Source organism: Streptomyces sp. NPDC031274, assembly GCF_055570235.1.
On sequence record NZ_JBVIHP010000016.1, the window covers coordinates 200,928 to 214,116 of the forward strand.

Consider the following 13,189-nt stretch of genomic DNA (forward strand, 5'->3'; position numbering starts at 1 on the left):
ACCAGCACGCCCACCCCGTCAACACCTCTGATACACATGCCGAGTTGGATGACCTGCGCCCCCTGGCCGGTGCGGTGGCGGGCGCCGAGATCGTCGCGCTCGGCGTGGGATCCCGTGCGACACACGAGCTGTCCGTCCTCCAGCACCGGATGCTGCGCTTCCTGGTCGAGGAAGAAGGGTTTCGTTCTCTCGTTCTCGAAGGGGACGATCCCGCACGGCTCGGGCTCGACGCCTATGTCCTGACCGGGGCGGGCGATCCGGAAGCGATGCTCTCCGAAGCCCGCTCCTTCTGGCGCACCGGGGAGATCCTCGACGTACTGCGCTGGATGCGCGCCCACAACGAACGCAACCCGCACGACCCCGTTCAACTGGCCGCGCTGCCCACGCAGTCGGCGCCGCCCGGTGTCGGACTCGCGGAGATCGAGCGGGCCCTGGCCGACGACGCCGTCCGGTGGCACGAGCGCACCGGGCAGAAGACCGTCTACTGGGGAGGCCTCACCCACACGGCCGTCGGCGCCCCCCCGTACGGTGTCATCACCCGCGCCCCAGACCCACCGCAACGCGGGCGGCCACCTGCGCGAGCGCTTCGGCAACGGTTACGCGTCCGTCGCGCTGACCTTCCACCACGGCATGGACTATCCGGTGCCGCCCGCGGAGTTCGCCGAGGCGGTGCTCGGCGCGGCCGACCTGCCCGCGCACTTCGTCGACCTGCGCGCACCGCACCCCGCGCCCGTCGACGCCTACTTCAACGCCCCCGCAAGGACCCGCGTCGTCGGCCCCTTCTACGACGCGCGCGAGGACGCCGCCCATCACCTGTCCGGCAGTTCCCTCGCGGAGTGGTTCGACGCGGTGGCGCATGTCCGCGAGGTGACGCCGGCCAGGGCTCTGGAGGGTTAGGGGGGAGGTCAGGGGTGAAGGTCAGGGGGCGGTGACGTGACGCCCCCGCAGTCCGCGCAACCTGCGTACCGCCTCGACCCCGGCGACGGCCGAAAGGGCCAGGCCGAAGGCGAGCCCGAGGCCCTTCACCGGTTCGTCGCCGAAGCTCGCCCCGCCGATGAGCCCGATGGCCGTACTGCTGACCGCCCAGAGCACCGCCCCCGCGGTGTCCAGGGCGGCGAAGCGGCGGAAGGGGAAGCCCATGCTGCCGGTGGACAGGCCGGAGGCCACCCGCCCGCCGGGCAGGAAGCGCGCCGCGACCACAAGGGCCGTGGCGTGCCGTTCGACCATGGCGCGCCCCCACGCGTAGCGGCGCCTGCCGTGCTCGCCCCGCATCAGGCGCGTCACCGTCCGCGGCCCGAGCCACCGCCCCACGCCGAAACTGAGACAGTCACCGCACAGGGCGCCCGCCGCGGCGACGGCGGCGAGCAGGGCGAGGCGCGGGAGATCCGGGCCGATGAGCACCGCCGTCATCACGACGGTCGTCTCGCTCGGCATCAGGGGCACCAGTGCGTCGAGGCCGGCCACGAGGAAGACAATCAGCCAGATCCAGGGTGAGTCGAGCCTGGTCTGCAGCGCGTCGGCCAGGCGGCCGAGCAGTTCAGACATGAGCGGGCATCTCATGGGCGCCGACGGCCGCTTGGGCCGCCGCGGCCAGCTCGCGCCGGTCGGAGCCGTGCAGCGGCGCGTGCGCGGTGACCCGCACGGTCAGCGCCCGGGCGCGGGCGACGCGGTGCAGCGAGGCCCCGAAGGTCTCGTCACCCAGGAAGGCGGCCGTGGTGCTGCGGGCGCCGTGCTGGTAGTAGCGGATGGTCACCGGACGCACGGGCGCGCCCGCGTCGGCCGCCGCCTGGAAGGTGGCCCGGCGGAACCGGCCGCCGGGGACCGAACACCAGGTCGTCGCCTGGGGAAAGACGAGGACGGAGCGCCCCGAGCGCAGGGTCGACGCCAACTTTGCTACGACGTGCGGTAGTTGACGTAGCCCGTCGCGGTCGATGAACTGCGTACCGGCTCGACGGGCGAGCGCACCGATCACCGGCCACCCGCCCACCTCCCGCTTGGCGAGAACCGTCACCGGCTCGACGGCGAGCAGGCTGACGACGTCGAGCCAGGAGATGTGGTTGGCGACGATCAGAGTGCCGGGGCCGGTCCGGCGGGCCCCGTCCGCCGTCAGCCGCCGCGGCCCCTCCTCAAGGCGTACGCCGAGCGCGCCCAGGATCCCCCGAGCCCGCGCCCGCAGCGCGCGGGGCTCGGCGAGGCGCTCGCCCTGAGCCACGCCCAGGCCGATCTCGTACGCCAACGCCGCGTACCGGCGGGCGATCTCGGCCGACGGCACACGTGGCGCCGAGCGTGCGACGCAGGCCGGGGTGCACAGCGCGGGCGCGGCTCCCCCGGGGCTCATCGCGTCTCCCCCAGGAAATAGCGGCGGTAGCGGTCGCCGAGCCGGTCCATGTCGAGGAGGACGTAGAAATCGGCGACCCCGAACTCGGGGTCGTGCGCGGGCGCCCCGCACATCCACGCCCCGAGTCGGAGGTAGCCCCTCAGCAGCGGGGGCAGGTCGGCGTAGGCGGGCCGCTCCACCGTGGGCACGGTGGGTACCCAGGGGCGCCGGGGGTGCACGCGCAGGTCGGGCGGCGACGCGTGCTTGGACGTGCCGAGCAGCCAGGCGCTGGACGCCGCCTTGCCGCCGTCGGCGAGCGGCACCGAAGCGCAGCCCGCCAGATAGCGGTGGCCGGAGAGCAGGACATAGCGGGCGAGCGCCGACCACATCAGGTTGATCACGGCACCGGAACGGTGGTCGGGGTGCACGCAGGAGCGGCCCGCCTCGATCGTGGAGGACCGCAGCTCCCCCAGTGCGCACAGGTCGAACTCGGCGTCCGAGTAGGTCCGTTCGGCCCTGCCTGGCGGCAGGAGCCGGTAGGTGCCGACGACCTCGCCGGTGGTGGTGTCGGTGACGATCAGGTGGTCCACGAGGCCGTCGTAGGCGTCCACGTCGTGGCCGGGCAGGGAGGTGTGGAGCGTGGCGCCCATCTCCTCGCCGAAGACCCGGTACCGCAGCCGCTGCGCGGCCCGTATCTGCTCCTCGGAGTCGGCGATGGAGGTGACGTACAAGCTGGGGGCGGCGGGGCTGGTGGAGGTGGCGGGGGCGGCGGGGGCGGTGGAGAGGGCAGCGGGTGTACGGGCAGCCGATGTCGAGGGCATGACAGTTCCGGTCTCCGTTCGGGGAGGGGCGGTCGTGACGGGAGGGCGGCTCAGGCGTCGCGGCGCCGGAGGATCGCCGTGGCCAGGGTCAGGGAGGCGGCCGTCCAGGCGGCGAGGAGCAGCAGCCCGGTGGCGGGACCGTAGAGATCCGCGTCGCCCGTGAGGAACTGCGTGCCCGCCGCCTGGGGCAGGAACTGCGCCAGGTTCGTGAGGAAGTCGAGGGGAATCGATTGAAGGATCGTCGGCACGATGAGCAGCAGCACGAACAGCACGGTGATGGCCCCGGCTGAACTGCGCACGATGGCCGCGAGGCCGATGGTCAGGACACTCATGAGCATCAGGTGAACGGCGATGGCAAACACCCGGCCCGCCACGTGTGCGAAGTCGAACGTCGACGCGTCCATGGCCGCCGTGCCCGCCACCACACCGAGCGCGGCGAGCACGATCCCGGCGCCGAACGCCACGACCCCGACGGTGAGACTCTTGGCGATCAGCAGGCGCGCGCGGTCCGGCACGCACTGGAGGGTGTTGGTGATGCTCCCGGTGGCGTACTCGCCGGTGACGCACAGCATGGCGAGCCCGGCGACGATGAACTCGACGCCGTAGACGGTGGCGAGCGTCGCCGGGTCGGCGGCCGAGGCTTCCGCGTCATGGGTGACCGCACCGACGCACGCGGCCGTCACCCCCATCACGGCGGCCGCCGTCAGGAGGAAGTACCAGGTCGAGCGGAGCGAGAACAGCTTGGTCCGCTCGGCGGCCACGGCCCCGCGCAGACCGCCCCCGGCCGTCCGCTGCGGTGTACGGCGCTGATCGGAGATCTGGGTGCTCACAGCCGTGCCTCCCCGAACTCGACGCTTCCGGCGGTCAGTTCCATGTATGCCTCTTCCAGTGACGCCTCGACGGCGCGCAGTTCATGCAGTCGTACGTGTGCCTCGTGGGCCAGATCGCCGACGCGCTCCGGCGTCAGGCCCGTCACCACCAGCTCGTGCGCCGACACCCGCTGGACGTCGTGGGCCTCCGGCGCGAGCCGTTCCGCCAGGGCGTGCAGGCCGTCCGGCTCGGGCCCGCGCACGCGGACCGCGTTGCGGGAGCCGCGTGCGAGGATGTCCCGCATCGGCGCGTCCGCGATGAGCCGTCCCTTGCCGATCACGATCAGCCGGTCCGCGGTGACCTCCATCTCGCTCATCAGATGGCTGGAGACGAACACCGTCCTGCCCTGCTCGGCGAGCGACCGCAGAAAGCGACGGATCCAGAGCACGCCGTCCGGGTCGAGGCCGTTGACCGGCTCGTCGAGCATCAGCACCTCCGGATCGCCGAGCAGCGCCCCCGCGATGCCCAGGCGCTGCCCCATGCCCAGCGAGAAGGAGCCCGCCTGCTTGCCCGCCACGTCGCCGAGCCCCGTGGCGTCGAGCACCTCGTCGACACGGCGGGCGGGGATGCCGTGGCTGCGCGCCATCGCGAGGAGGTGCTTGTACGCGCTGCGACGGGGGTGCACGGCCTTGGCGTCCAGGAGCGCGCCGACCTCCCGCAGGGGGTGCGCGTGGTCGGCGTACCGTCTGCCCTTGATGAGAGCGGTGCCGGATGTGGGGTGGTCGAGGCCCAGGATCATGCGCATCGTGGTGGACTTGCCCGCGCCGTTCGGCCCGAGGAACCCGGTGATCTTCCCGGGTGCCACTTCCAGGGACAGCGCGTCGACGGCGGTCTTCTCGCCGTATCTCTTGGTCAGGTTCCGCAGTGTGAGCATCGTTCCCCAAGTCCCTCTCGGTGACCGCGCCTTCAGTACCCGCGCCTTCGGTGGCACAGGCGGCGACAACAGGAACGCTATGAAGCGACGGGGCACGGAACAGGGGACCTTGGTCAGCACCTGCCCTGCACTTTCGTAAGGTCCGAGGTCCGCGGCGGCCGGGTAGCGTGCTCGCATGATCCGAGTACTGCTTGCCGACGACGAGGCGATGATCCGGGCCGGGGTGCGGGCGATCCTCGGCACCGCCGAGGGCATCGAGGTCGTCGCCGAGGCGGCCGACGGGCGTGAGGCGGTCGACCTCGCGCTGAGGCACCGCCCGGACGTCGCACTCCTCGACATCCGGATGCCCCGGCTCGACGGCCTCCAGGCGGCGGCCGAACTGAGCCGGGTCTCGCCCGGCACGGCCGTGGCGATGCTCACCACGTTCTCCGAGGACGAGTACATCGCGAGCGCGCTCGGCTCGGGCGCGGCCGGTTTTCTCCTCAAGTCCGGCAACCCGCGCGAGCTGATCGCCGGGGTACAGGCCGTCGCCGAGGGCGGCGCGTATCTCTCCCCCTCGATCGCGCGGCGGGTGATCTCCCACCTCGGCGCGGGGCAGCTCGGCAAGCAGGCCACCGCCCGGACCCGCATCGAAGGGCTGACGGCACGCGAGCGCGAGGTGCTCGCGCTGGTCGGCGCAGGTCTCTCGAACGCGGAGATCGCCCAGCGGTTGCACGTCGTCGAGGGCACGGTGAAGGCGTACGTCAGCCAGGTCCTCGCCCGTCTCGGCTTCAAGAACCGGGTGCAGGCCGCGATCCTCGCGTACGAGGCGGGACTCGTCGGCGAGGAGTGAGCGCTCGCGCTCCGGGGCGCCCCGCTCCTTCACGGCTCCTCCCCTTTCACGACTCCTCCCCCTTCGCGGCGCCTCCCCCTTCGCGACCCCTTACTTTGCGGCCCCTTACTTTCGTCGGGGGCGCGGGCAGGGGGTGATCGGCGATCCTTGGCGGATGCGCGGCAGACACGACTGGCTTCCCCGGCTCTTCGACATCGGGCTGTGGCTTGTGGTGTGCGCGCCGCCGGTCTCGGCCGCCATCGGTCTCGACGGACATGACGCGGTCGTGGCGGCCGTGGGCGTCCCGCTGCTCGGGGGCGCTGTGGCCTTCAGCAGGCGGTGGCCGCTCGTGGCACTTGCCGTGCCGGTCGCGCTGAGTCTGCTGACGGACGCCGAGATGCTGACGCCCGTGTACTGGGCGGCGCTCGCCCTCTTCGGATATCTCGCGGGCAGCCGCAGTGTCACGGTGCGTCCCGCGCTGTGGCTCTTCGGGGCGGCAGCCGCTGCCGGGCTCGTGCTGTGCGCGGTCGTGTCGAGCGATCTGTGGGGCTGGCCCACGATGCTCCTGACGTTGCTGATCGGCGTGGTGCTGCCGTGGCTGCTCGGCCGCTACCGCCGCCAGTACGCCGACCTGATGGCCGCCGGATGGCGGCTCGCCGAGCGCATGGAGCACGAGCAGCAGGCCGTCGCCGACCGCACCCGCATCCGCGAACGGGCCAGGATCGCGGGCGACATGCACGACTCGCTCGGCCACGACCTGACGCTCATCGCGGTCCAGGCGGGCGTCCTGGAGGTCGACCCCACGCTCGACGCCCGCCAGCAGGCTGCCGTCGGCGAGCTGCGCGAGGCGGCGGGCGCGGCGACCGAACGGCTGCGGGAGATCATCGGCGTCCTGCGGGCCGACGACGAAGCGCCGCCGCGTGCGCCGTCTCAGGAGAGCGCGGACGCCGTGGTCGAGCGCGCGCGGGCCTCCGGGGTCGAGGTCACACTCGAACGGTCGGGCCGTACGGAGGACCTGCCGCCGATGGTCGCTCTCGCCGTGCACCGCGTACTCCAGGAGTCCCTGACGAACGCCGCCAAGCATGCCCCCGGCGCGGCGGTCCGGGCCCGCCTCGTGCGAGAGCTCGTACGAGAGGACGACACGCTGCGCCTGACGGTGGTGAACGACGCGGCTCCGGCGGGGCGCCTGCCCGGCGTCGCTTCGGGCGGCAGCGGACTCGTCGGCCTCGATGAGCGGGTGCGCCTTGCGGGCGGGACACTGCGGGCGGAGCCCACCGGCGACGGCGGCTTCGCGGTGGACGCCGAGCTGCCCGCGGCGGGAGCGGCCCCGCGCGCCGCCGACGCGCCCCGGCCGACCACCTCCGCCCGTGAACTGGAGCTGGCCAGACGGCAGATCAGGCGGCGGCTCACCCAGGCGGTCCTCGCGCCGCTCGCGGTGCTCGCCGGGATCCTGCTGCTCATGATCCCCCTCAGCCTGATCAGCTCGGTCTGGTCGGTCCTCGACCGGGACGTGTACGACGGCCTGACGACCGGGGAGCCGCGCGGCGAGGTGGAGTCCCGGCTGCCGCGGTTCACCAGGGACGGCCCACCGGACGGCGCACCCGCGACGCCGCGCGGCCAGGACTGCACGTACTACAGCACGCACGTCATGTCGTCGGACGGCTACCGCCTCTGTTTCGCCGACGGACGACTGGTGTCCAAGTCGGTCGTGGGCGACGACGAATGACGGGGCGCCCTGTGTGACCGTACAGACTCAGGCAGGACCAGGCAGGGTCAGGCAGAACCAGTACAGGATCAGGCAGCACCCGCGAACGAGAGGCAGTCATGGCGACGACGCAGCACGATCCGGCCGGACGGCTCCCCCTGGAGGGCATCACCGTCGTCAGCCTCGAACAGGCCGTCGCCGCCCCCTTCGCCACCCGTCAGCTGGCCGACCTCGGTGCCCGCGTGATCAAGGTCGAGCGCCCCGGCGGCGGTGACTTCGCCCGCCGCTACGACACCACGGTGCACGGCCAGGCCAGTTACTTCGTCTGGCTCAACCGCTCCAAGGAGTCCCTCACCCTGGATCTCAAGTCCGATGAGGGCAGGGCGATCCTGCACGAACTCCTCGTGGGCGCTGATGTGTTCGTGCAGAACCTCGCCCCCGGAGCGGCTGACCGCCTCGGCCTCGGCGCGGACGAACTCCAAGCCAGCTACCCCTCGTTGATCCCGTGCACCCTCACCGGGTACGGGACCAGCGGCACTTGGGCGGACCGGAAGGCGTACGACCTCCTTGTGCAGTGCCAGACCGGGCTGCTCTCGCTGACCGGCACCCCCGACGAGGCCGTGCGGGCGGGCATCTCCGTCGCGGACATCGCAGGCGGGATGTACGCCTACACCGGCATCCTCACCGCGCTCTTCACCCGGGCGACCACAGGGCGCGCACCGGCCGTCGACGTCTCCCTCTTCGACGCGCTCGCCGAGTGGATGAGCCAGCCCGCGTACTACACGCGCTACGGCGGCACGCAGCCGCCACGCGTCGGCGCCCGGCATGCCACGGTCGCGCCCTACGGGCCTTTCACCGCGTCCGACGGCAAGGACGTCCTGCTGTCCGTGCAGAACGAACGCGAGTGGGCCGCCCTGTGCGAGCAGGTCATCGGCCGGCCCGAGCTGACCGACGATCCGCGGTTCGCCACCGGCTCCGACCGTGTCGCGCACCGCGACGAACTCGACGCGATCATCTCCGCGCGCTTCGCCGGACTCGGCAGCGAGGAGGCGATGGAGCTGCTGGACCGCGCCAACATCGCCAACGCGGGCGTCAATTCGGTCGCCGAGTTCCTCGACCACCCCGCGCTCACCGAGCGCGAGCGCTGGCGGGAGGTCGCGGTCCCGGGCAGCTCGTCCCCCGTACAGGCGCTGTTGCCGCCCGCGAATCTGAGCGGCGTCGATCCGCGCATGGATCCCGTACCGGCCGCGGGTGAGCACACCGAGCGGATCCTCGGGGAGCTGGGGCGCGACCCGGACGACATCGCCCGGCTGCGCGAGTCGGGGGTGTGCGGATGAGGGGTGTGCGGATGAGGGGTGGGTCAATGGGGAGCGTGCGGACGCACGCGGGGTGAGGCCCGCCCGCGTCAGGCGACGCCGAGCCCTTCGAGCACCACGGCGTTCGGCAGCTCGGCGAACGCCTTGCCCGGCACGATGAGCTTGCCCCGGCGCCCTCCACTGCCGACCAGGACGTACGGCAGGTCGACGACGGCGGCGTCCACGAGCAGCGGCCATTCGGCGGGCAGGCCGATCGGGGTGATGCCGCCGTACTCCATGCCGGTCTCGCCGGTCGCCGTGTCCATCGGGGCGAACGAGGCCTTGCGGGCACCGAGTTGGCGGCGCACGACGCCGTTCACGTCGACCCGCGTCGTGGAGAGGACCAGACACGCGGCGAGCGAGGCCTCGCCACCGCGCTTGCCCGCGACGACGACGCAGTTCGCGGACTGCTCCAGGATGTCCTGGCCGTAGTGCTCCACGAAGGTGGCGGTGTCGGCCCACAGCGGGTCGGTGTCGACGTGGAGCACCTGCTCGGCGGGGACGCTCCCGCTCCAGCCGCGCACGGCGTCGGCGACGGGCGCCACCAGGAGGTCGAGCGCCTCGGGCGCGGTGCGGACGTCGTCGAAACTGCCCATGGGTGCACGCATGGCCGCACGCTAACAAACCCGGCGCGACTCAGTACGAGGAGGCGTGCGCCGGCGGCACCGACACCGACATGGTCATCTCCACCGGCTCGGCCCCCTTGTTGTGGTAGCCGTGCGGAACGTTCGCCTCGAACGACGCGGCCGACCCGGCGGGCACGAGGTGTTCCACGCCGTCCACGAGGAGCGTCAGTTCGCCCGCCGAGACGTGCAGCAGCTCCATGGTCCCCGGCGGGTGCGCGTCGGAGTCGCTGCCGTCGCCGGGCATCAGCTGCCACGCCCACAGCTCGAAGGGCCCGCGCGCCTCGGTCCCGACAAGGAGGGTCGTGCTGCTGCCCGCCTCCGTCGACCACATCCGCACCGCCTGTTCCGGTGGCACGAGTCGGACGTGGGAGCCCTGTTCGTAGTCGAGGAGGGTGGTGATGCTGACGCCCAGGGCGTCGGCGAGCTTCACCGTGATGCCCACGCTGGGGTTGGTCCTGGCCTGCTCGATCTGGATGATCATGCCGCGGCTGACGCCCGCGCGGGCCGCGAGCGCGTCGAGCGTGAAGCCGCGTTCCGAGCGCCAGCGCTTGAGGTTGCGCGCGAGCGACTGAGTGAGCTGGTCGAGGTCCGACACATTCCGTCCAATATTATGGATGACAGAGTTCACGATACTGAACTACGGTGTGGTGCACCTGAAGGTTCACCACACTGTACTGCGAGGATCCCCGATGACAGCACTGTTCGCCTTGGCCACCAGCCTGCTGTACGGCCTCGCCGACTTCGGCGGCGGGCTGCTGACCCGGCGGATCCCCGCGCTCACCGTGGTGGTCGCCTCGCAGACCATCGCCGTGACCGTCCTCGGCGTGATCGTGGTCGCCACGGGCGGCTGGACCCAGTGGGGCCCGCAGCTGTGGTTCGCGGTGGCCGCGGGGCTCCTCGGCCCGGTGGCGATGCTCGCCTTCTACAAGGCCCTGGCCATCGGCCCGATGAGCGTGGTCTCACCGCTCGCCTCCGTGGGCGTCGTCGTACCGGTGGCGGTGGGTCTCTTCCTGGGCGAGCGGCCCGGGGTCCCGCAGTTCGCCGGGCTCGCCGTCGCCATCGTGGGCATCGTGCTCGCGGGCGGCCCGGAGCTGCGCGGCGCCCCCGTGCAACGGCAGGCCGTCCTGCTCACCCTGCTCGCGGCCTTCGGCTTCGGCGCGGTCCTCGCGCTCATCTCCGAGGCGTCGAGCAGCCTCACCGGCCTGTTCCTCGCCCTGTTCGTGCAGCGCGTGACGAACGTGGCCGCGGGCGGGACCGCGCTGTTCGTGTCGGTGAAGCGTGGCGGCGTCGCGCTGCCCGAGGGCACGGGCATGGGGTTGATCTGGGCGGCACTCCCGGCGCTCGCCTTCGTCGGCCTGGCCGATGTCGCGGCCAACGGAACGTACTCACTGGCCGCCCAGAACGGCCCGGTCACCCTGGCCGCGGTGCTCTCCTCGACGTACCCGGTGATCACCGCGCTGGCGGCACGAGCGGTACTGAAGGAACGACTGCGCGGGGTGCAGGCGGCAGGCGCAGGCCTGGCACTGGTGGGCACGGTCCTGCTGGCCAGCTGAGCGAGGCCGCTGAGGGGCGCCCCTAAGAGGCGCGGGGAACTGCGCGACAAGCCCCCACGCACCCGCGCGGACGAGGAGAGCAGCGAACTACCCCTCCAGCTCCCCCAGCGCAAGCAACTGCTCCGGCGTAACCCCATCAGGAATAGGAACAGGAGCGGGCGTCCGCAAGGGCGGCTGCCAACCGGCCTCCGGGTCCCAACTGCGCACGACACGGGCGGGGGCTCCCGCGACCACCGCGTGGTCGGGGACGTCACCGCGGACGACCGCCCCCGCGGCCACCACGACATTGCGCCCGATCCGCGCCCCGGGGAGGATCACCGCGTTCGTACCGATCCAGCAGCCGGGGCCGATCTCGACGGGCTCCATGCGCGGCCACTGCTTGCCGATGGGCGTGTGCGGATCGTCGTACGAGTGGTTCGTGGACGTCACATAGACGGTGGGCCCGAAGTAGCAGTCGTCGCCGATCGTCACCGTCGTGTCGGCGATGACATGGCTGCCGCGGCCGAGCACGACGCCGTTGCCGATGCGCAGGATCGGGTCGGGGCCGAGATCCAGGTCGGGCATCATCCCGGCGGTGAGAGTGACCTGCTCGCCGATGATGCAGTGGTCGCCGATGCGGATCCACGGCTCACCGAAGACGGTCCCCTGGGGGAAGGCGAGCCTCGTGCCCTCGCCCAGCGCGCCGAACCGCAGCCGCCCGGGCCGCCGCGCGGTCACGGCCCCCGTCTCCCGCACCCACGCCCAGCCCGCGTGGACGGCGCGCTGGGTCGCGCGGCGCCGCCAGTCGGCGACCGCGGATGAGAACGTGTTCCTGTTCTTCGGCACGCGCTCACGTTACTCAGCCGCACGGGCCCCGGTGAGCCCGGACCCCTGTGATCTTCACCCCACACGGCTGCGCGCCCACCCGCGTCCCGTACGGTTCCGCCAGGCGCGAGACACGTACGAATGGAGAATCCGATGAGCCACGAGGCACTCATCACCGGGATCGGCGGCAAGAACCCGAAGATCGATCAGGACGCCTTCACCGCGCCCACCTCGGTCGTCATCGGCGAGGTGACGCTGCACGCCGGTGCGAGCGCCTGGTACGGGGCGGTTCTCCGCGCGGACAGCGGGCCGATCGTCGTCGGCGCCGACAGCAACATCCAGGACAACTGCAGCCTCCACGTCGACCTGGGCTTCCCGATGATGATCGGCGAGCGGGTCTCGGTCGGCCACAACGCCGTTCTGCACGGCTGCACCGTCGAGGACGACTGCCTGATCGGCATGGGCGCGACGGTACTCAACGGCGCGGTGATCGGCGCCGGTTCGCTGGTCGCGGCGCAGGCCCTGGTGCCGCAGGGGATGATCGTGCCGCCCGGCTCACTCGTCGCGGGCGTACCGGCCAAGGTGCGCCGCACGCTCACCGACGAGGAGCGCGCGGGCGTCACCCTCAACGGCACGATGTACGTCGAGCTGGCCAAGGCCCACCGGGACGCCCACGCCGAGTGAGGCGCGTGAGGTCAGTGAGATGGGTCGGCGGCCGGAACGGATACCGAATCGGCCGCCGTCGACTGCGACTCCCCGCCGTTCTCGGCCTCGCGCGCCGCCGCTGACTTCTTGGCGCGGCGCTTGACGAGCAGCATGGAGCCGACGCCGATGAGGACGGCGATGGCAAGACCGAAGTACGAGAACCGCTTGAGCCAGTCCTCGGCGACGACGCCGATGTAGTAGATGACGGCGGTGGTGCCGCCCGCCCAGATGATGCCGCCCAGGACGTTGGCGATGAGGAACTTCCAGTACGGCATGCGAAGGACGCCCGCGAGCGGTCCCGCGAAGATCCGCAGCAGGGCGACGAAGCGGCCGAAGAAGACCGCCCACATGCCCCACTTCTGGAAGGACTGCTCGGCGCTGCCGACGTTCGCCGCGCTGAAATGCTTGGGGAACTTCCGTTCCAGCCAGGCCAGAAGTGGCCGGCCGCCCTTGCGTCCGATCGCGTATCCGATGGAGTCGCCGATGATGGCGCCCGCGGTGGCGCAGATCCCGAGGACGACGGGGTTGAGCTCACCGTGCTGCGAGGAGAGCAGCGCCGCGGAGACGAGGACGATCTCACCCGGCAGCGGAATGCCCAGGCTCTCCAGTCCGATGACCACGCCCACCAGCGCGTAGATACTGACGGCCGGTACGGTCTCCAGCCATTCCTGGACGTGCAACGCCGGTTCCTCCTGTGCTGGTGTGCCTGTACCCGGCGTGCGCGATCCCCCCGGAGCGCGCACGCCGG

At 71.9% G+C, this 13,189-nt stretch carries 15 protein-coding genes and 1 pseudogene; 7 read left to right on the plus strand and 9 right to left on the minus strand.

What is annotated here, in order from left to right; translation table 11 throughout:
• Positions 1-149 precede the first annotated feature (149 nt).
• Positions 150-311 (plus strand): annotated as a pseudogene (locus ACZ5CR_RS25340) (erythromycin esterase family protein); the annotation flags it as partial.
• A gap of 217 nt (positions 312-528) precedes the next feature.
• On the plus strand, positions 529-897 hold the full coding sequence (locus tag ACZ5CR_RS25345; protein ID WP_468861175.1) for an erythromycin esterase family protein: 369 nt from the start codon (positions 529-531) through the stop codon (positions 895-897).
• A gap of 21 nt (positions 898-918) precedes the next feature.
• Here the strand turns inward: ACZ5CR_RS25345 and ACZ5CR_RS25350 are convergent, their stop codons facing one another.
• Genes ACZ5CR_RS25350 through ACZ5CR_RS25370 form a run of 5 tightly spaced genes read right to left on the minus strand, consistent with a single transcriptional unit; the run spans position 919 to position 4,882 of the window.
• A complete protein-coding gene (locus ACZ5CR_RS25350; protein WP_468861177.1) occupies positions 919-1,545 on the minus strand; it encodes a DedA family protein in 627 nt (208 codons plus the stop codon).
• The gene (locus ACZ5CR_RS25355; RefSeq protein ID WP_468861179.1) at positions 1,538-2,338 is read right to left on the minus strand and encodes a lysophospholipid acyltransferase family protein; all 801 of its coding nucleotides are present in this window, start codon (positions 2,336-2,338) and stop codon (positions 1,538-1,540) included. Before ACZ5CR_RS25355 ends, ACZ5CR_RS25350 begins: the two co-directional genes overlap by 8 nt.
• On the minus strand, positions 2,335-3,138 hold the full coding sequence (locus tag ACZ5CR_RS25360; RefSeq protein ID WP_468861181.1) for a GNAT family N-acetyltransferase: 804 nt from the start codon (positions 3,136-3,138) through the stop codon (positions 2,335-2,337). The genes ACZ5CR_RS25355 and ACZ5CR_RS25360 overlap by 4 nt, the downstream gene beginning before the upstream one ends.
• Before the next feature lie 50 nt (positions 3,139-3,188).
• Positions 3,189-3,968, minus strand: a complete 780-nt coding sequence (locus tag ACZ5CR_RS25365) for an ABC transporter permease (protein ID WP_468861183.1) — start codon at positions 3,966-3,968, stop codon at positions 3,189-3,191.
• On the minus strand, positions 3,965-4,882 hold the full coding sequence (locus ACZ5CR_RS25370; protein ID WP_468861185.1) for an ABC transporter ATP-binding protein: 918 nt from the start codon (positions 4,880-4,882) through the stop codon (positions 3,965-3,967). The genes ACZ5CR_RS25365 and ACZ5CR_RS25370 overlap by 4 nt, the downstream gene beginning before the upstream one ends.
• Positions 4,883-5,057: 175 nt before the next feature.
• On the opposite strand from ACZ5CR_RS25370, the gene ACZ5CR_RS25375 reads away from it, so the two are divergent.
• From ACZ5CR_RS25375 to ACZ5CR_RS25385, 3 genes are all read left to right on the plus strand, one after another.
• Positions 5,058-5,714, plus strand: coding sequence for a response regulator (locus tag ACZ5CR_RS25375; RefSeq protein ID WP_468861187.1), 657 nt, complete (start codon positions 5,058-5,060; stop codon positions 5,712-5,714).
• A gap of 154 nt (positions 5,715-5,868) precedes the next feature.
• Complete coding sequence (locus ACZ5CR_RS25380; protein ID WP_468861190.1) at positions 5,869-7,419, plus strand: sensor histidine kinase; 1,551 nt, start codon at positions 5,869-5,871, stop codon at positions 7,417-7,419.
• A gap of 98 nt (positions 7,420-7,517) precedes the next feature.
• A complete protein-coding gene (locus ACZ5CR_RS25385) occupies positions 7,518-8,735 on the plus strand; it encodes a CaiB/BaiF CoA transferase family protein (RefSeq protein WP_468861192.1) in 1,218 nt (405 codons plus the stop codon).
• 68 nt (positions 8,736-8,803) lie between these two features.
• On the opposite strand, the gene ACZ5CR_RS25390 is transcribed toward ACZ5CR_RS25385, so the two are convergent.
• Entirely contained in the window at positions 8,804-9,361 is a 558-nt protein-coding gene (locus tag ACZ5CR_RS25390; protein ID WP_468861195.1) for a YbaK/EbsC family protein, read from the minus strand.
• Between the two features lie 28 nt (positions 9,362-9,389).
• Entirely contained in the window at positions 9,390-9,974 is a 585-nt protein-coding gene (locus ACZ5CR_RS25395) for a helix-turn-helix domain-containing protein (protein WP_468861283.1), read from the minus strand.
• Positions 9,975-10,068: 94 nt separating this feature from the next.
• Here ACZ5CR_RS25395 and ACZ5CR_RS25400 point away from each other — a divergent pair, with 94 nt between their 5' ends.
• Entirely contained in the window at positions 10,069-10,932 is an 864-nt protein-coding gene (locus ACZ5CR_RS25400; RefSeq protein WP_468861197.1) for an EamA family transporter, read from the plus strand.
• 87 nt (positions 10,933-11,019) lie between these two features.
• Here ACZ5CR_RS25400 and ACZ5CR_RS25405 read toward each other — a convergent pair whose 3' ends face one another.
• Positions 11,020-11,757 carry an acyltransferase gene (locus ACZ5CR_RS25405; protein WP_468861200.1) on the minus strand — a complete coding sequence of 246 codons (738 nt, stop codon included), beginning with the start codon at positions 11,755-11,757 and terminating at the stop codon, positions 11,020-11,022.
• Positions 11,758-11,889: 132 nt separating this feature from the next.
• Between ACZ5CR_RS25405 and ACZ5CR_RS25410 the strand changes: the two genes are divergently transcribed.
• Complete coding sequence (locus ACZ5CR_RS25410; RefSeq protein WP_468861202.1) at positions 11,890-12,420, plus strand: gamma carbonic anhydrase family protein; 531 nt, start codon at positions 11,890-11,892, stop codon at positions 12,418-12,420.
• An 11-nt stretch (positions 12,421-12,431) separates the two neighbouring features.
• Here ACZ5CR_RS25410 and ACZ5CR_RS25415 read toward each other — a convergent pair whose 3' ends face one another.
• Positions 12,432-13,121, minus strand: coding sequence for a DedA family protein (locus tag ACZ5CR_RS25415; protein WP_468861203.1), 690 nt, complete (start codon positions 13,119-13,121; stop codon positions 12,432-12,434).
• Positions 13,122-13,189 lie beyond the last annotated feature (68 nt).